Here is a 17,720-nt window from a genome sequence, read left to right on the forward strand (position 1 = left end):
CACCGCATGGATCCAGGTCGATGCGGAATTGATGACATTATGTTAATGCGCACGATTGGACGCGGCCTTGTACGAAAGTACAATGCGGCCTCGGTCGTGCGGCCCATGCGCGCCGGATCGCCTGGCGCGGCAGCCGCGCGCCGCAGTACCGCCGTGTCGCCTAGTCGACGTCGGACGGGGTGATGAGGCGATGGCGCCACGCGAATGCGACGGCTTCCGTGCGGTCGTTCAATCCCAGCTTGGAAAAAACGCTGCTGATGTGGGCCTTGACGGTGCGTTCCGTGATGTCCAGCGTCGCGGCGATCTTGACGTTGCTGGCGCCCTTGGCCAGTTCGACCAGGACGTCCAGCTCGCGCGCCGTCAGCGCATGGAACGGGTCCTGGCGCGTGCTGCCGCGCGTGCGCAGCATGTCCACCATGCGCGACGTCACGGCGGGGTGGATGACGGGCGTGCCGGCCGCGATCCGCTCCATCGCTTCCAGGATCTCGTCGCCCGACATCGACTTGAGCAGGAAGGAATGGGCGCCCGCCTCCAGCGCGGCGAACGCGGCCTTCTCGTCCTGGCTCGACGTCAGCACGACGATGGCGGCGTCCGGCGCCACCGTGCGCAGGATGCGGATGGCGCCCGCCGTCGGCATGTTCGGCATCAGGAGGTCGATGACGACGATGTCCGGCTTCGTGTCCTGGGCGACAACGATGGCGGCGTCGCCATCGGCCGCATGGAAGATGTCGCCGTAGTTGCCGGCGATGGTGAGCAGGCTGGCCAGGCCGTCGCGCACGACGGCATGGTCGTCGACCAGCAGGACGCTAGGCTTCATGCCGGGGTTCCTTCCTTCGTGTGTTCCGGTGCCGTTTCGTGATGCAGCCGGAACGCGACCGATACCCGTGTGCCCGAGGTCGGCGCGCTGGCGATCTCGAACGTCCCGTGCGGCAGGGCGCGCGCGCGGGCCCGCATGTTCACCAGCCCCATGCCCACGCGCGCCGGATTGCGCACGTCGAAGCCTTCGCCGTCGTCGCCGACGTCGAGCACGAAGCCCGACGCACCGCCGGCCAGCCCGATCGTCACCCGCCGCGCGCGCGCATGCTCCCTGGCGTTGGCGACGGCCTCGATGGCGATCAGCAGCACCTGCTGGGAGATCTCGGGCGCTTCGCGCAGGGCCGCATCGACGTCGTCGGCGATGTCGACGGTCCAGCCGATCCCGGAGCCGTCCAGCAGCGCCGGCACCTCTTCCGCCAGCACCGCGCGCACGCCCGCCTCGGCCAGCGTGGAGCCGGACAGGCGCTGGATCACGCCGGCCAGGTCGCTCTGCAGCTGGCGCACCAGCGTCACTGACGTGGCGACGATGCGTTCGCGCCGCTCCGGATCCTGCGCGGCCTTCGACTTCAACGCCGTCAACTGCAGGCTGAGCGCGAAGGCGCGCTGCTTGGCCGTGTCGTGCAGTTCGCGCGCCAGGCGGTTGCGCTCGTCCGCGGCGGCGAGGTGCTGCTTGACACGGATGACTTCCGCAAAGGAATCGGCCAGGCGGTTGAAGGAACGGGCCAGGTCGCCGAATTCGTCGTTGGTCGTGTCGACGATGCGCATGCGCGTGTCGCCCTGGGTCCAGGCCCGGGCGGCGCGCTGAGCGCGGCGGATGCGCCGCACCAGCAGCGGCACCAGCGTCGCCGCGCAGGCCAGGTTCAGCACGACGATCAGGGAGAAGCCGACGGTCCAGGCCGAGGTGGGCGAGTGCGCGAGCGCCCCCAGCGGCCCGTGCAGGCGCAGCGCCAGGCGGTCGCCGCCGGCGCCCAGCAGCACCTGGTAGTTGCGCTTGGCAGGCTGGGCGACGCCGTCGACCCGCGCGGCCGAGGCGTCTACCTTGGCGCCATGCGGATAGCTGCAGCCGACGCCGTCCCCATTCGCATACGAGAACGCCGCGCGCCCATCGGCCAGCAGGGAAGGCAGCGCATTCGCGCCCGCGTTGGGCAGGCTCCCTTGCGGGAACAGGTCGGCCATGAACAGGCGCAGCGCGTCCTCGCAGGTGGCGGGATGCGCGGCGGCGAAGCGCAGCAGCGGCGCAGCGGCATCGAACGCCTGGCGCGCATGGTCCATGAATTCTTCGGAGGCGAGCGTCGCGCGCGTGCGCCGGTTGTCGAGGTAATGCAGGCCGAAGCCGAAGGCCGTCATGCCGACGGTCGACGCGAGAAACATGGCGATGAAAAAGCGCAAGAACATGGCGTGGAGCCCCCGCGTCCGCCGCCTGGAGGACGGAACCGTGATGCAGTGAAACAACAATTATAGGGCGGAGCGCGCCGCCGCGTGCGCACACGCGCGCGCGCACATCGGTGAGCGGGTCAGTACACGTCGCGCCGGTAGCGTCCCTGCGCCATCAGCGCATCGCGCCCATCGGCACCGAGGATCTCGCCCAGCGCCGCGTCGACGCCGCCCGCCATGCCCTGCAGGCTGCCGCATACATGGATGACGGCGCCCTGCGCTACCCAGGCGCGCAGCTGGTTTGCCCGCGCGCGCAAGCGGTCCTGCACGTACGCGGCTTCGCCGGAGTCGCGCGAGAACACCAGGTCCAGTTCCGCCAGCATGCCGGCTGCCTGCCACGCCGCTATCTCGTCGGCGCACAGGCAGTCGAACGCGCGTTGGCGCTCGCCGAACAGCAACCAGTTGCGCCCCCTGCCGGCGTGCGCCCGTTCGCGCAGGTGGCCGCGCAGACCCGCCATGCCGGAACCGTTGCCGATATAGATGCAGGGAACGTCCTCGGCCGGCCCGTGGAAGCCGGGATTCGCGGCCAGGCGGGCACGCACCGTGCCGCCGATGGGCACGTGCTCCGTCAGCCAGCCGGACGCGAGGCCCAATCCCTGCTCATGGCGCTGCTGGCGCACGAGCAGCTGCACAACACCGTCGGCCGCGATGCTGGCGATCGAATAGCGACGCGGCACCAGCGCCTTCAAGGCATCCGCGCATTCCTGATCCGAGCCGAAGCGGTGCCCCGCATTCGGCAGCTCGCTGCTGGCCAGCACCTCGGCCAGCGTACACTTCTCGCCATGCCAGGCGACGGCGGCATCGCCGCGCAGGCCGCTTCCGGCCAGGTAGGCCGCGACCACGGCCGGCGCATGGCACGGCAGGATCTCGACCAGGTCGCCGGCACGCCAGGCGACATCCGCGGTGGGTTCCAGCGTGATCTCGAACAGCGGCGCACCCAGGCTGCCCCGGTTCAGTTCCGTGCGCGCCGCCAGCCGCCATGCCGGGAACGGCGCATCGGGCAGTGTCCAGCCACCCTCCCCGCCCGGGTCACCCGCATCGATGGCGCGGGCCCAGCGCGCCAGCGCGGCGCCGTCGCCCTGGTCGACTTCGATGATGGGAAACAGCGGCCGGGCGCCGAGCGCATGCAGGCGCCGGTCGAGCGCATGGCCGAAGCCGCAGAAGCTGGCGTAGTTGCGGTCGCCCAGGCCCAGCACGGCGTAGCGCAGGTTCGGCAACGGCAGCGACGTGTTCGTCGCCGCGTGCAGCTGCTGGCTGAAGCGGCGCGCCGCATCGGGCGGTTCGCCCTCGCCGTAGCTGCTCGCCACGAACAGCGCCGTGTCGTAGCGGCCAAGCTCCGCCAGCGCCAATTCGGCCAGCGGCTGCACCTGCACCGTCATGCCGGCGCGGCGCAGCGCCGCCGCCGTGTGCAGCGCGATGCGTTCCGCCTGGCCGCTCTGCGTGGCAAACGCGAGCAAGGTCGGGCTACCGCCCGCGCCTGCCGGCGCATCGATGGCGTCCAGCAGGGCGCGCTCGCGCGCGACTGCCCGCGCCGCGCGGCGCCGCCCCAGGTACAGCATCCATCCGGTGATGCCGAAGGCGGGCAAGGCCAGCGCGGCGAGCATCATGACGATGCGGCCCGGCATGCCGAAGTAGCTGCCCATGTGCAGCGGGTAGATCGTCGTCACGGCCCGCTGGGCGGCGCTCAGCGCGCCGTAGGGCTCGTCCTTGACGATGGACCCGTCCAGGCCCAGCGTCATGCGGTTGCGAGCGCGCACGTGCGGCGCGTCGGACGCCAGCCAGGTCACCTGCACCGGCTGTCCCGGCTTCTCGGGCAAGCGGAGGCTCGCCGTGGACCACGTAGGGGCGCGGCGCACGAAAGCATCCCAGCTCGGCGCGAGCCGCGGGAGCGGGCGCGCGGCAATCTGCATGCGCTTGGCCTTGCCGGCGCGCTCCGGTGCGACCATGCGCGGCGCGCGCCGCGTGTCTGCCCAGCCGTCGACGGTGTCGCGCACGATGTCGAAGCTCCAGTAGGCACCCGTGAGCGCGAACACGAGGTAGAGCGGCAAGGCGAACGTCCCCGCCACCGCATGCAGGTTCCACAGGAACGAGCGTCCCTCGAGTTTCCGGTTCACGACGAACCAGGCGCGCCAGTCGGCCAGGCGGCGCGGCCAGCGCAGGTAAAGGCCCGTCAGCGCGAGTCCCGCCAGGCACAGGGCCAGCGTGCCCAGCACCGCGCGGCCCGGCTCGCGCGGCAGCAGCAGCCAGCGGTGCAGCGACTCGATCCACTCGAACCCGGCGTCCCCGCGCAGCGGCGGCAGCATGGCGCCGCTATAGGGATCGACGTACACGGTCTCCCCGCGGCGCTGGCCGGACGCCGGCGCGAAGGTCACGCGCGCCGCTGCGCCGGGCGTGGCGGAAACCGCGATGCCCGCGATGCGCTCGTGCGGATACGCGGCCCGGGCGGCGTTTATCAATGCATCGGGGTCGAGCACCGGCACGTGACGCACGGCGACGCTGCGCACGCCGGGATTGAAGGCATCGAGCAGCTCGTCGCGGAAGGCGAGCAATGCCCCGGTAAGCCCGATGAGCATCAGCAGCGTGCCGGCCGTGATCCCGACCAGCCAGTGCAGCTGGAACCAGATCGAGCGCAGCGTGGGGCGGCGCATCAGAGATCCACCTTCATCGTCAGCTTGACGAGGCGCGGCAGGCCGGCCGACAGGCGCGTGCCGGCGCCGGCCCAGTAGCGTTTGTCCGCCGCGTTGTCGACGTTGAGCTGCCAGGTCGTGCGCAGGCCCGCCACCTGGCCGACGTAGCGCCCGCCCACGGAGAACAGCGTGTTCCCGCCGAGGAAAGCCTGGTCGAGGTCGTTGACGGGGCGGCGACCCGTGAAATACGCGCCAGCGTTCAGCGACAGGCCGGGCACGGCGTCGAGGTCCCAGGACAGGAAGCTGCTGGCCGTGCGGCGTGAAGCGTTTTCCGGCGCCTTGCCGTCGTAGGCGGGGCCAATGTGGCGGAACGCCGGATCAAGCACCTGGGCCGAACCCTGCCAGGACAGTTGGCGCGTCAAGCGGCCCTGGGCCGCCAGCTCGACGCCGCGGTAGCGTTGCTCGCCGTCCGCGGTAAACACGTTCGCCGCGTTCGTGTAGTAACCGGGGCGCGTGATGTCGAACAGCGCCGCCTGCAGCAGCAGGCCGGATGGCGCACGCCAACGCGCGCCCACTTCCTTCTGGCGACTGACGCCCGGCGCCATGCGCTCGTTCTGGTTGGCGCTGCCCGTCGGCGCCGTCTCGCCCTCTTCCAGCCCCTGGGCCGTGGAGGCGTACAGCGAGACGGCCGCGTCCGGCCGCCACACCAGCGCGGCCATCGGCGTCGTCTTGCTGACGTCGTAGTGATTGCTGCCCTGGTCGCTGCGGTACTGCACGCGGCGTACGCCCGCGATGGCCTGCCACTGGCCCAGCGTCACGCGGTCGATCGCGTACAGGCCCTTATCGCGGCTGTCCAGCGCGGCGCTGGTCGGCGTGGCGGACCTGGGGCCGACGGTATAGTTGACGATCGGGATCGGGTCGTACAAATTTTGCGCGGGAATCGTGTAGTTGGCCTGGTAGACGGGGTCCTGGCCCTTGTCCGTGGCGCTCGCGCCGATGGTCAGGTCGTGGCGCAGCGCACCGGTGGCGAAGCCGCCGGCCAATTCGGCGCGCACCATGTCCGAGTCGACGGCCAAGTACTGGATATTGCCCGTGATCCGTCCCGCGCCCGTGGCGACGGCCGCGTTGCTGTTGAAGCGGAAGATCGGCAAGCGCCGGTCGCGCTCCGTCTCGGCGTGGCCCGCCTCCACGGTGACGGCCCAGTCGTCGTTCAGCGCATAGTCGGCGCGCAGCTGGACGTTCTTCGATTCCGCGTCGAACGTCGCCCAGCTGGGCCCCACGAGCTTGCGCGGATCGACGGCGCGGGGCAGCGTGATGACGCCGTTGACGGCCGTGGGGAGGGTGATGCCCACCTGTTCCGTCACGCGGCGGCGGTCGTATTCGAGGTCAGCGCGCAGGCGCAGCCGCGGACCCACGCGCCAGTCCAGCGCGGCCGAGCCGAAACCACGGTTGCCGTTGCCGACGCCGTCCAGGTGCGAGCCCAGCGTGCCACCGGCCGCGTTGATGCGCACGCCGAATTCCTGGCGCGCGCCAAAGCGGCGCGCCACGTCGGCGGTGGCCACGGCGGAGCCGTTGTCGTCGAGCGTGAGACCGAACGACGTCACCGGCACGCTGCCGGCCCGCTTAGTCACGAAGTTGACGACGCCGGCTGGCGACGTGAAGCCGTAGTACAGCGCCGTCGCGCCCTTGAGCACCTCCACGCGCTCCTTGTTTTCCAGGGCGACCTGAGAGAAGTTCATGATCGGCAGGGTGCCGTTCAGCCGGTAGTTGGTGCGGTTCTCCACGGGCAGGCCGCGGATGACCAGCTGGTCCCAGGTGTCTCCGCCGTTCTGCTGGCGCGTGACGCCGGCCGTGTTGCGCAGCGCATCGTACAGGCCGCCGGCCGCCTGCAGCTCCAGCACGTCGCGTGTCACCACATTGACCGTCGACGGCACGTCCATGACGTCGGCGCCCCGAAAACTCCCCGCCTCCACCGTGTTCGGCGCAAAGCCCTGAGCCCGCGCCGCCGTGATGCGCACGGCCTGCATCGCTCCCTCGTCGCCTTCCTGGGCCAGGCCGATGGCGGGATAGACAGAAGACAGGGCAAGGACGAGTAGCGAGGGACGCAGGAAGGGACTGGCAGGCATGGACGGGGAGCGGATCGATGGTGGACAACCCCCGCATGATAGCGCGAATGAGAATCATTCACAACAATGAGCGGAAGAGCAGACATCCGCCGCTCCCCGCGACGCCCCGGGAAGCCCGTCGCGGCGATGCCGCGCGGCTCCCGGGCGGTCGTTCAAACCCGCTCGATGGCGACGGCAATGCCCTGCCCCACGCCGATGCACATCGTGCACAGCGCATAGCGGCCGCCCGTGCGCTGCAGCTGCCAGGTCGCGGCGGTGGCCAGGCGCGCGCCGCTCATGCCCAGCGGGTGTCCCAGCGAAATGGCGCCGCCGTTCGGATTGACGCGCGGATCGTCGTCGGCGATGCCGAGCTGGCGCAGCACCGCCAGGCCCTGGGACGCGAACGCTTCGTTCAGCTCGATGACGTCGAACTGGTCCAGGCGCATGTCGAGCTGGCGCAGCAGCTTCTGCACGGCCGGCACGGGCCCCACGCCCATCACGCGCGGCGCCACGCCGGCGGTCGCCATGCCGAGGATGCGGGCACGCGGCGTCAGGCCGTACTGGGCGGCCGCCTCGGCGTTCGCCAGCAGCAGCGCGCAGGCGCCGTCGTTGATGCCCGAGGCATTGCCCGCGGTGACCGTACCGCCCGGACGCACGACGGGCTTGAGCTTGGCCAGCACCTCCAGGCTCGTCTCGCGCGGATGCTCGTCCTTTGCGAAGCGCACCGGCTCGCCCTTCTTCTGCGGGATCATGACGGGCACGATCTCCTGGTCGAAGGTGCCGTCGGCCTGGGCGCGCGCGGCCTTGGCCTGGCTGCGGAAGGCAAAGGCATCCTGGTCCGCGCGGCTGACGCCGTAGTCGTCCGCCACGTTCTCAGCCGTCTCCGGCATCGAATCGGTACCGTACAGCTGCTCCATCAGCGGGTTCGGGAAGCGCCAGCCCATCGTCGTGTCGTAGATGGCGGCGTTGCGCGAGAACGCGGATTCCGCCTTGCCCATCACGAACGGCGCGCGCGTCATCGACTCGACGCCGCCGGCGATGACAAGGCGCGCCTCGCCGGTACGGATGGCGCGCGCGGCGCTGCCGACGGCATCCAGGCCCGAGCCGCACAGGCGGTTGATGGTGGTGCCCGGCACTTCCTGCGGCAGGCCGGCCAGCAGCAGCGCCATGCGCGCGACGTTGCGGTTGTCTTCGCCGGACTGGTTGGCGCAGCCGTAGAGGACGTCGTCGACGGCCTTCCAGTCGACGTCCGGATTGCGGCGCACCAGTTCGCGGATGGGAATGGCGCCGAGGTCGTCCGCGCGCACGTCCTTCAGGGCGCCGCCGTAGCGGCCGATCGGGGTACGCACTGCGTCGACGATGAAAGCATCTTGCATGGTGATCTCCTTGTTCAGTTGGTGGCGGGCAGCAGCGGCGCGGCCGTCACGGCCTGCACGTCGGCCAGCGTCAGGCCCGGGGCCAGCTCGCGCACGCGCAGGCCGTCCGGCGTCACGTCGAGCACGGCCAGGTCGGTGTAGATACGGCTCACGCAGCCGATGCCCGTGAGCGGATAGGTGCACGCCTCGACGATCTTGCTCTCGCCCGTCTTGGTCTGGTGTTCCATCATGACGAACACCTGCTTGGCGCCGATCGCCAGGTCCATGGCGCCGCCCACGGCGGGAATCGCATCCGGCGCCCCCGTGTGCCAGTTGGCCAGGTCGCCTTTCTGCGATACCTGGAACGCGCCCAGCACGCAGATGTCCAGGTGGCCGCCGCGCATCATCGCGAACGAGTCCGCGTGGTGGAAGTAGGCGCCGCCCGTGAGCAGCGTCACCGGCTGCTTGCCGGCGTTGATCAGGTCCTCGTCTTCCTCGCCGGGCGCGGGGGCGGGGCCCATGCCCAGCACGCCGTTCTCGCTGTGCAGGAAGACTTCGCGCTCGGGCGGCAGGTAGTTCGCCACCTTGGTCGGCAGGCCGATGCCCAGGTTGACATAGGCGCCTTCCGGGATGTCCTGGGCGACCCGTTCGGCCATCTGGTCGCGGGTGAATCTGCTCGCGTTGTTCATGCTGCCTCCTTGACGACGCGTTGTACGAAGATGCCGGGCGTGACGATCGCTTCCGGATCGAGCTCGCCCAGCGGGACGATCTCGGCCACCTGCGCGATGGTCGTCTTCGCGGCCATCGCCATGATCGGGCCGAAGTTGCGCGCCGTCTTGCGGTACACGAGGTTGCCCCAGCGGTCGCCGCGCAGCGCCTTGACGAGCGCGAAATCCGCATGGATCGGCGTCTCGAACACGTAGTGCTTGCCGTCGATGACGCGGGTTTCCTTGCCCTCTGCCAGCAGCGTGCCGTAGCCGGTGGGCGAGAAGAAGCCCCCGATGCCGGCGCCGGCGGCGCGGATGCGCTCGGCCAGGTTGCCCTGCGGGGTCAGTTCCAGCTCGATCTCGCCGGCGCGGTAGGCCGCGTCGAAGTGCCAGGAGTCGGCCTGGCGCGGGAACGAGCAGACGATCTTGCGCACGCGCTTGGCCTTGATCAGCGCCGCCAGGCCCGTCTCGCCATTGCCGGCATTGTTGTTGACGATGGTAAGCTCGCGGGCGCCTTGCGCCAGCAGCGCATCGATCAGCGCCGACGGCATGCCGGCGTTGCCGAAGCCGCCTATCATGACGGTGGCCCCGTCCGGGATGTCGGCGACGGCCTGCTGGAGCGATTCGAATGTCTTGTCGATCATGGTGTGCCTTCCATAGTGGCGCATTCGCCCGAGTTGTGCGATTATCGAACACATATTCGCTAACCGCACAAAAAGTCTACGCCCGTCCCGGCCGGCGGTCAAGCATGTCTCCAGTCGGGTACCCCCATTCGCTTACAATTCGACCATGCCATCGACCAACGACACCACTCCCGCTGGGCCAGGTGCCCCCACCATCGCCGACGAGATCGACGCGCTGACCGACCCGGACTTCATGATCTCGTTCGCGCGCGGACTGGCCGTCATCCGCGCCTTCGCCGATTCGCGCCAGCCGCAGACCATCGCCCAGATCAGCCAGCGGACGGGCATTCCCCGCGCTGCCGTGCGGCGCTGCCTGCATACGCTGCGCCAGCTCGGCTACGTCGATGCGCAGCTGAACAACTTCAGCCTGCGCCCGAAGGTGCTGACCCTGGGCTATTCCTACCTGTCCTCCACGCCGCTGACGCTGGCCGCGCAGCCCTGCCTGGACGGCGTCAGCAAGACGCTGGGCGAATCGAGTTCGCTCGCGGTGCTGGAAGAAGACCAGGTGCTGTACGTGGCGCGCGCGGCGACGTCGCGCGTGATGTCGGTGTCGCTCAGCGCCGGCAGCCGCCTGCCGGCCTACTGCACGTCGCTGGGCCGCGTGCTGCTCGCGCACCTGCCGGACGGGGAACTGGATGCCTACCTGGCCCGCACCGCGCTGCTGCCGCGCACCGAACGCACGATCACCGATCCCGTGCGCCTGCGCGCCGTGCTGGACGAGGTGCGCCGCGACGGCTACGCCGTCAACGACCAGGAACTGGAACTGGGCCTGCGTTCGATCGCCGTGCCGGTGCGCGGCGCGTCGGGGCGGGTGCTGGCCGCGCTGAACGTGGGCGCGCAGGCCGCGCGGGTGTCGCACGAGCGGATGGTGGAGGAATTCCTGCCCGTGCTACAGCGGGGCGCGCAGGAGCTGGCCGTGCTGCTGCGATAAACAATGTTTGTCGTCCGGCGAAGCGTTGTTAAATTGCTGCACAGTTATAAGGAACAGTGTCAAAAATGACAAAGTACTTACGCTCTCCACTATGATCGGAACCCACGGCGTCCGGCCAAGAGCATGGCAAAACCGGACCATAAAAAGGAGAGTGAATGAACACGAGGATGAAGGTGGCGGCACGCGCCGTGCGGGGCGTGCTGCTGGCAGGTGGATGGATGGCGGCCGGCGCACTGGCCAACCCGGCGGCGGCCCAGGACGGGACGACGACGGCGGAACGGGCGGTCGATGCGGGGGTGCCGATGCCCACCGTGGAAATCACGGGATCGGCGATCCGGCGCGTGCAGGCGGAAACGGCATTGCCCGTGCAGACGGTGACCCGCGCGGAGATCGAAAAGGCCGGCGTGACGACGGCGTCGGAACTCATGACGCGCATCTCCGCCAACGTCAACGGCCTGACGGACGGTGCCAGCATCAACGTCGGCGGCGACCAGCGCGGCTTCAACAGCGCCAACCTGCGCGGCATCGGCACCTCGTCCACGCTGGTGCTACTCAACGGCCGGCGCATGGCCAACTTCGCTTCTCCCGGCGACGACACGGGCGTCGACCTGAACAACATCCCGGCCGCCGCGCTCGAGCGCGTCGAGGTGCTGCTCGACGGCGCCTCCGCCCTCTACGGCACGGACGCCATCGGCGGCGTCATCAACTTCATCACGCGCAAGGACTTCCAGGGCCTGGAGCTGAACGTCTATGGCGGCAAGACCCGCGAAGGCGGAGCCGGCAAGCGCACGGCCAGCATCGGCGTCGGCAAGGGCGACATCGAACGGGACGGCTACAACGTGTTCGCCGTGGCCGACTTCCAGCGCACCAATGCGCTGAGCACGGCGCAGCGCAGCTTCATCCCCGGCCTGCAGGTCGAACAGCGCCTCGGCCACCTGCTGTCCGGCTACACCAGCCCGGCCAACATCCGCCTGACTTCCGCCCAGCGCGACCACTTGCAGGAGATCGGCTTCACCATCAACGGCCAGCCGATCACGAACCGCCTGATCAACCTGTCCGTGCCGAACTGCGCGCCGCCGGCCAACGTCTACCTGCCCGCCGGCACGGGCGGCGTCGATGCGTGCACCTACAACTACATGGGCGACACGGAGCTGTATCCGAAGTCGGAAAAGGCCAGCATCCTGAGCCGCGGCGTGGTGAAACTGGGCGGCGGCCACCAGGCCTATGCCGAGGTGGCCCTGTCGCGCTCGAAGACCGACTACACGGGTTCGTCGGCGCGCGTGACGGGCTACATCGACTACAGCCGCGTGCCGCAGCTGGCCGGCACGGGCCTGGACCAGCTCGACGACGACGTCCCCGGCGAACTCGAACTGCGCATGCGCCTGAACGAAGCGGGGCAGCGCACCAGCAGCCTCACGAGCGAAGGCGTGCGCATCGTCGTGGGCCTGACGGGCACCGTGGCGGGCTGGGACTACGACACGGCGCTGAACCACAGCGTCAACACCGTCAAGGACAAGGACACGCACGGCTACCTGCTGTACGACCAGCTGCTGGCGGGCATCGCCGACGGCCGCATCAATCCGTTCGGCCCGTCCAGCGCCGAAGGCCGCGCGCTGATCGACAGCATCCAGGTCAACGACGACGTGCGCCATGCGCGCGGCACGATGGATTCGTGGGACTTCAAGTTCTCGCGCGCCCTGGCCCCGATGGCCGGCGGCGACCTCGCGCTGGCCATCGGCGGCGAGGCGCGGCGCGAGCGCAACGACTTCACGCCATCCGCGCTCCTGCTGAGCGACAACATCAACAACGACGCCGCGCCCGAAGGCGGCCGCGCCACCCACGACAGCCGCACCATCGGCGCCGTCTATGGCGAGATGCTGGTGCCCTTCGCCAAGCAATGGGAAGCGCAGCTCTCGGCCCGCTACGACCACTACCAGCAGGTGGGTGGCGCGGCCAGCCCGAAGATCGGCCTGTCCTACCGCCCCGCAGCCGGCGTGCTGCTGCGCGGCTCGGCCGGCCGCGGCTTCCGCGCGCCGTCGATGACGGAGCTGCACCGCCCCACCGTCTACAGCAGCACGGCCACCCTGCCCGACCCCGTGTATTGCGCGACGGTCGAGAACAACTACGCTGACTGCGCGGACAACTGGGACACGCGCCGCTACAGCAACCCGGACCTGAAGCCGGAACGCAGCCGCCAGTTCTCGCTGGGCGCCGTGGCCGCCATCGGCACCCACGTCAACGCCTCGCTCGACTACTGGAACATCAAGCGCACCGACTTGATCAGCGAGATCGGCGACGACATCATCCTGTCGAACCTCGACAAGTACGGCGACCTGGTGCACCGCGACGAGGACGGCCTGATCGACTACATCGACCTGCGCAAGGAAAACCGCGGCGCCCAGCTGGCCAAGGGCCTGGACCTGGCCGTCACCGTGCGCGGCGTGGACACGCCGGTCGGCCGTTTCGGCGGCCGCCTGAACGGCACCTACGTGCTGTCGTCGAAGATCCAGAATGCGCCGGGCGACCCCTATGTCAGCAACCTGAACCACTTCGTCACGGACGGCGTGGTCCAGCGCTGGCGCCACACGATCACGTTCGACTGGGACCGCGGCCCGTTCTCGGCCAGCCTGTCGAACACGTTCTCGAGCGGCTACGAGGACCAGAACACGGCCATCAACATCGACGACGGCAGCGTCGTGGCGAAGAACCACGTCAAGTCGTACTCGCTGTGGGACCTGTCCGGCGCCTACGTGTTCAACCCGCAGCTGAAGCTGCGCCTGGGCATCCAGAACATGTTCGACCGCAGCCCGCCGTATTCGAACCAGGCGTATTACTTCCTGTCCGGCTACGATCCGAGCTATACGGATCCGCGTGGACGGCGCTTCTACGCCAGCGCGACCTACTCCTTCCGCTGACCGCAGCATCGGCGGGCCGGCCCTTCCTGGCCGGCCTCAGCCCGCGTCCCGGTGCACGTCGCGCCACGCGAGCATGGCCGGCAGCTGCTCCTCCTTGTCCGCATCGAAGCCGCAGCCGGCGTCGAACGTCGCCGGATTCTCGTAGGTGCCGAACAGCCAGTCCCACCACACGATGTCGCCGTAGTTGTTGCGATGGCGGCCGTGCTGGTGGTGCACGCGGTGCATCCGGACGCTGGAAGAACCAGCCGACCCAGCGCGGCGTGCGCACGCTCGTGTGGTAGAAGAACTCCCCCAATGCGGTACACAAGGTATAGACGGCGCCCGCTTCCGGCGACAGGCCGAGCAGCGCGTACACGAGCAGGCTGCCGATGATCGAATTGACGATCATCTCGACGGGGTGCTTGTAGAACGAGGTGATGACCTCGATCCGTTGCGGGCTGTGGTGGATCTGGTGGAATACGCGCCACAGCAGGTCCGATTCGTGGCGTGCCCGGTGCCACCAGTAGAACACGAACGTGGCGATGAAATACGCGCCCAGTCCGCCGGCCACGGGGCCGACATGGCGCGACAGGTGCAGCACGGACGCCGACGATAGCCAGCGCTCCCAGGTGAGTCCGGCGAGCAGTACCACGCCCAGCTGCACGGCATTCACCAGCAGGACGCGCACGGGCCAGGTGCGTACATGGGGCAAGCGCCAGCCGGGCGTGAGGCGCTCGAGGACGAAGCAGGCGGCAAAGACGAGGAAAATGGTGGGCAGCATGGCGATCTCCGTTGTAAGAGTGGCCATGATTTTGCAAATGTGGATTGGTGGCAAGGAATGGATGCCGCGTCGAACACCCCGCGACCGGCGGTAGCAGTTTCCGCTACGCATCACGTCGCGCGCCTTAATGCCGACCGTCACGCGCCGATGCAAAAAGGCCAGCTGAGAAGCTGGCCTTTTTGTCTGAATCCTGGTGGGCGGTGCAAGTTTCGAACTTGCGACCCCAGCAGTGTGAATGCTGTGCTCTACCCCTGAGCTAACCGCCCTACTTTTCCTGCTTTGCTGCGAATGCATCGCTGCAATGACGAGCATTATAGGGGGAAATTTGCGTTCTGTCACCCCTGCGGAGAATATTTTCTCCAAACACACTCTCCCTTCACGCCCTTGTCGAGTGCGGCGAGCACATTCTCGTGCTCGGCGAGCTCGTCCGACGCTGCCGCCACGACGATGATCTCGCCCAGCGGACCCGCTTCCAGCACGATGCCGCCGGCGCTCGTCTCGACCTCGACGTCCATCGACAGCGTGTTCTGGCCGCGCGTCATGGCCAGGTAGACGTCGGCCAGCAGCTCCGAGTCCAGCAGTGCGCCGTGCAGCTTGCGGTGGGCGTTCGAGATGCCGTAGCGGTCGCACAGGGCGTCCAGCGAGTTGCGCTTGCCGGGGTGCAGTTCCTTGGCCTGGACCAGGGTGTCGATCACGTTGCCGCAATGGTCGACGAACGGCGGCATGCCGATGCGCTGGAACTCGTGGTTCAGGAAGCCCAGGTCGAATGGCGCGTTATGGATGATGATTTCCGCGCCCTTGACGAAGTCGCGCAGTTCTTCGGCGATTTCGTGGAACTTCGGTTTGTCACTCAGGAATTCGGTGGTCAAGCCATGCACCGCGAGCGCGCCCTCGTCCGAATCGCGTTCGGGATTGACGTAGCGGTGGTAGTTATTACCGGTCAGCTTGCGGTCGACGATTTCGACGCAGCCGATTTCGACCAGGCGGTCGCCGGTGCGTGGATTCAGGCCCGTGGTTTCGGTATCGAGGACGATTTGGCGCATGCGCGTGGGGATCTCAAACGTGGAAAGAAAGACCCCTCAGTATACCAAAGGGGTCGGGTAGGCGCAGGCCGGCGGCCGGCGGCGCTCAGCGCTTGACGGACGCGCAGCCCATGTTGGCCAGCACGTCGGCCCGCTCGTTGCCGGGATGGCCGTTGTGGCCGCGCACCCAGCGCCATTCGACGGCGTGCTGCTGCTGGGCGGCGTCGAGCGCCTTCCAGAGGTCATCGTTCTTGACCGGTTCCTTGGTCGAGGTCTTCCAGCCGCGCGCCTTCCAGCCGTGGATCCACTCCGAGATGCCCTTCTGCACGTACTGGCTGTCCGTGTGCAGGACGACCTGGCAGGGACGGTTGAGCGTGGTCAGCGCCTCGATCACGGCCCGCAATTCCATGCGGTTGTTGGTGGTGTTCGCCTCGCCACCATAGATTTCCTTCTGGTGGCCGCCTTCGGCCGTCAACAGCGCGCCCCAGCCGCCGGTGCCCGGATTTCCCTTGCAGGCGCCGTCGGTGAAGATTTCTACTTTGGTCATGCTGTTCGTTTCCCTCGTGTTGACTTTTACTTATGTCGTTCGTTGCGATTCGTGGCCGGCACCGCCTGCGGTGCCTTGGCCTTTTTCTTGTTCCAGGCCGGACCGATCAAGTGCATGCCCTTGACGCGCTTGATCGCGTGGACGATGTAGACGGCGCCCAGGTAGGGCCACCAGCGCTGCCCCGCCCCTTCGACGAAGGCGAAGCGGTTCAGCCATTGCGCGGTGCGGAACGGCGGCGCGTAGCAGCCGAAATGGCTGCGCGTGGCCCCGAGATTGAGCAATTTTAACCAGTCTTTGAGGCGGGGCAAAGAAATGAACTCGCCCGCCGCCGGCAGGTAGTCGCTGCTCGTGATCCGCCCCATCCCCTGGCGCATGCCCCACATGCTGGCCGGGTTGAAGCCGCAGATGATCAATTGCCCTTCCGGGATCAGCACGCGCTCCACTTCGCGCAAGACCTGGTGCGGCTCTTCGGCGAACTCGAGCACGTGCGGCAGGACGACCAGGTCCAGGCTTTGCGACGCGAACGGCAAATCGGCGAAGTCCAGCGCCACCGAGATCTGCTTCCCGCTGGCGGCGATGGCCAGCTCGTCCTCCGTGGACGTGCGCGTGGCCGCCACCCATTTGTTGGGCATGCGGCTGGCCGCCAGGGCGTCGATCTGCGGCAGGCCGATCTGCACCGCATTGAAGCCGAAGATATCGACCGTCAACTCGTCCAGGCAGGCCTGCTCCCAGGCGCGCACATAGGCTCCCGCCGGCGATTGCAGCCAGTGGTCGAGCGCTATAATGGATTTTTCGGATGACGCGCTATCCATGACTAACCCTTTTCGATCCCTCATATGACCCAGACGATGACTCCATTGCGTGCTGAACTTGCCGTACTGACGGTTCCTGCATTCCAGGACAATTACCTCTGGCTCATCCACGACGGCGTCAATGCGGCGGTCGTCGACCCGGGCGACGCCGAGCCGATCCTCGCGGCCCTGCGCACGCATGGACTCACCCTGACCGCCATTCTACTCACCCATCATCACGCTGACCACATCGGCGGCGTGCCGCGTCTGCTGCAAGCGTATCAGGTGCCCGTGTTCGGCCCGCGCAACGACGGCATCGGCGCCGTCACGCACCCGCTGGGCGAAGGCGACCGCGTCGCGGTGCCGGGACTGGAACTGGCATGCACGGTGCTGGACGTGCCCGGCCACACGCTGGGCCACATCGCCTACGTACGGGAAACGCCGGGGGAGCATTGGCTGTTCTGCGGGGATACGCTGTTCGGCGCCGGCTGCGGGCGCCTGTTCGAAGGCACGCCGGCGCAGATGAAGTCGTCGCTGGACAAGCTCGCCGCGCTGCCCGACGACACGCTCGTGTATTGCGCCCATGAATACACGCTGTCGAACCTGCGCTTCGCCCAGGCCGTGGAACCGGCCAACAAGGCCTTGCAGATGCGCGTGGAGAACGACAGCAAGCTGCGCGGCACCCACCTCCCGACGGTGCCATCGAACATCGCCATCGAAAAGGCGACGAACCCCTTCCTGCGCGCGACGGAGCCGGCGATCCTGGCCAGCCTGGTCGCGGCGGGACGCCTGCCGGCGGGTGCGGACGCGGCGCCGGATGCCGTCAGCGCATTCGCGGCGCTGCGCGAGTGGAAGAACGTGTTTTGATGCGAATGGTGGGCAAATGGGTGGGCAACTGAGTGGGCAACTGATGCCCACCTACGTGGTGAATTCGACCGTACCGGTACCCGCGCGGCGGGCATGACATGCCCGCTGTTTCACCACACCCGGCATGCGCAGGGTGGGCGCCACGCGCCCACCTTTCGAC

At 68.4% G+C, this 17,720-nt stretch carries 14 protein-coding genes, 1 tRNA gene and 1 pseudogene; 3 read left to right on the forward strand and 13 right to left on the reverse strand.

Annotated elements, in window-relative coordinates; genetic code table 11:
• Positions 1-160: 160 nt before the first annotated feature.
• From ACI1V7_RS08805 to ACI1V7_RS08835, 7 genes are all read right to left on the reverse strand, one after another.
• Positions 161-817, reverse strand: a complete 657-nt coding sequence (locus ACI1V7_RS08805; RefSeq protein WP_404531374.1) for a response regulator — start codon at positions 815-817, stop codon at positions 161-163.
• A complete protein-coding gene (locus tag ACI1V7_RS08810; protein WP_404531375.1) occupies positions 814-2,211 on the reverse strand; it encodes a HAMP domain-containing sensor histidine kinase in 1,398 nt (465 codons plus the stop codon). Before ACI1V7_RS08810 ends, ACI1V7_RS08805 begins: the two co-directional genes overlap by 4 nt.
• A gap of 119 nt (positions 2,212-2,330) precedes the next feature.
• Entirely contained in the window at positions 2,331-4,898 is a 2,568-nt protein-coding gene (locus ACI1V7_RS08815; RefSeq protein WP_404531376.1) for a PepSY domain-containing protein, read from the reverse strand.
• Entirely contained in the window at positions 4,898-7,003 is a 2,106-nt protein-coding gene (locus ACI1V7_RS08820; RefSeq protein WP_404531377.1) for a TonB-dependent siderophore receptor, read from the reverse strand. Before ACI1V7_RS08820 ends, ACI1V7_RS08815 begins: the two co-directional genes overlap by 1 nt.
• A gap of 152 nt (positions 7,004-7,155) precedes the next feature.
• Complete coding sequence (gene pcaF, locus ACI1V7_RS08825) at positions 7,156-8,358, reverse strand: 3-oxoadipyl-CoA thiolase (RefSeq protein WP_404531378.1); 1,203 nt, start codon at positions 8,356-8,358, stop codon at positions 7,156-7,158.
• Positions 8,359-8,372: 14 nt separating this feature from the next.
• Positions 8,373-9,026 (reverse strand): CoA transferase subunit B, encoded by a 654-nt coding sequence (locus tag ACI1V7_RS08830; RefSeq protein WP_404531379.1) that lies wholly within the window; start codon positions 9,024-9,026, stop codon positions 8,373-8,375.
• On the reverse strand, positions 9,023-9,688 hold the full coding sequence (locus ACI1V7_RS08835; protein ID WP_404531380.1) for a 3-oxoacid CoA-transferase subunit A: 666 nt from the start codon (positions 9,686-9,688) through the stop codon (positions 9,023-9,025). Before ACI1V7_RS08835 ends, ACI1V7_RS08830 begins: the two co-directional genes overlap by 4 nt.
• Before the next feature lie 145 nt (positions 9,689-9,833).
• On the opposite strand from ACI1V7_RS08835, the gene ACI1V7_RS08840 reads away from it, so the two are divergent.
• Complete coding sequence (locus ACI1V7_RS08840) at positions 9,834-10,658, forward strand: IclR family transcriptional regulator domain-containing protein (RefSeq protein WP_404531381.1); 825 nt, start codon at positions 9,834-9,836, stop codon at positions 10,656-10,658.
• 155 nt (positions 10,659-10,813) lie between these two features.
• Positions 10,814-13,573 (forward strand): TonB-dependent receptor, encoded by a 2,760-nt coding sequence (locus ACI1V7_RS08845; RefSeq protein ID WP_404531382.1) that lies wholly within the window; start codon positions 10,814-10,816, stop codon positions 13,571-13,573.
• Positions 13,574-13,609: 36 nt separating this feature from the next.
• Here the strand turns inward: ACI1V7_RS08845 and ACI1V7_RS08850 are convergent, their stop codons facing one another.
• The 6 genes and pseudogenes from ACI1V7_RS08850 to ACI1V7_RS08875 form a co-directional block, all read right to left on the reverse strand.
• Positions 13,610-13,789: a sterol desaturase family protein gene (locus tag ACI1V7_RS08850; RefSeq protein ID WP_404531577.1), complete on the reverse strand. Its 180-nt coding sequence runs from the start codon at positions 13,787-13,789 to the stop codon at positions 13,610-13,612.
• 70 nt (positions 13,790-13,859) lie between these two features.
• Positions 13,860-14,444 (reverse strand): annotated as a pseudogene (locus ACI1V7_RS08855) (sterol desaturase family protein); the annotation flags it as partial.
• Positions 14,445-14,524: 80 nt separating this feature from the next.
• Positions 14,525-14,599: transfer RNA gene (locus ACI1V7_RS08860), tRNA-Val, on the reverse strand.
• Between the two features lie 69 nt (positions 14,600-14,668).
• Positions 14,669-15,376, reverse strand: a complete 708-nt coding sequence (dnaQ, locus tag ACI1V7_RS08865) for a DNA polymerase III subunit epsilon (RefSeq protein WP_404531383.1) — start codon at positions 15,374-15,376, stop codon at positions 14,669-14,671.
• A gap of 85 nt (positions 15,377-15,461) precedes the next feature.
• The gene (rnhA, locus tag ACI1V7_RS08870) at positions 15,462-15,902 is read right to left on the reverse strand and encodes a ribonuclease HI (protein WP_290414046.1); all 441 of its coding nucleotides are present in this window, start codon (positions 15,900-15,902) and stop codon (positions 15,462-15,464) included.
• 26 nt (positions 15,903-15,928) lie between these two features.
• Positions 15,929-16,714: a class I SAM-dependent methyltransferase gene (locus tag ACI1V7_RS08875; protein WP_404531384.1), complete on the reverse strand. Its 786-nt coding sequence runs from the start codon at positions 16,712-16,714 to the stop codon at positions 15,929-15,931.
• Positions 16,715-16,750: 36 nt separating this feature from the next.
• Here ACI1V7_RS08875 and gloB point away from each other — a divergent pair, with 36 nt between their 5' ends.
• Entirely contained in the window at positions 16,751-17,560 is an 810-nt protein-coding gene (gene gloB, locus ACI1V7_RS08880) for a hydroxyacylglutathione hydrolase (protein WP_404531385.1), read from the forward strand.
• The last annotated feature ends 160 nt before the right edge of the window (positions 17,561-17,720 follow it).

Origin of the sequence: Massilia paldalensis, from assembly GCF_044901715.1 — a bacterium.
In the GTDB taxonomy this organism is placed as follows: Bacteria; Pseudomonadota; Gammaproteobacteria; order Burkholderiales; family Burkholderiaceae_D; genus Telluria; species Telluria paldalensis.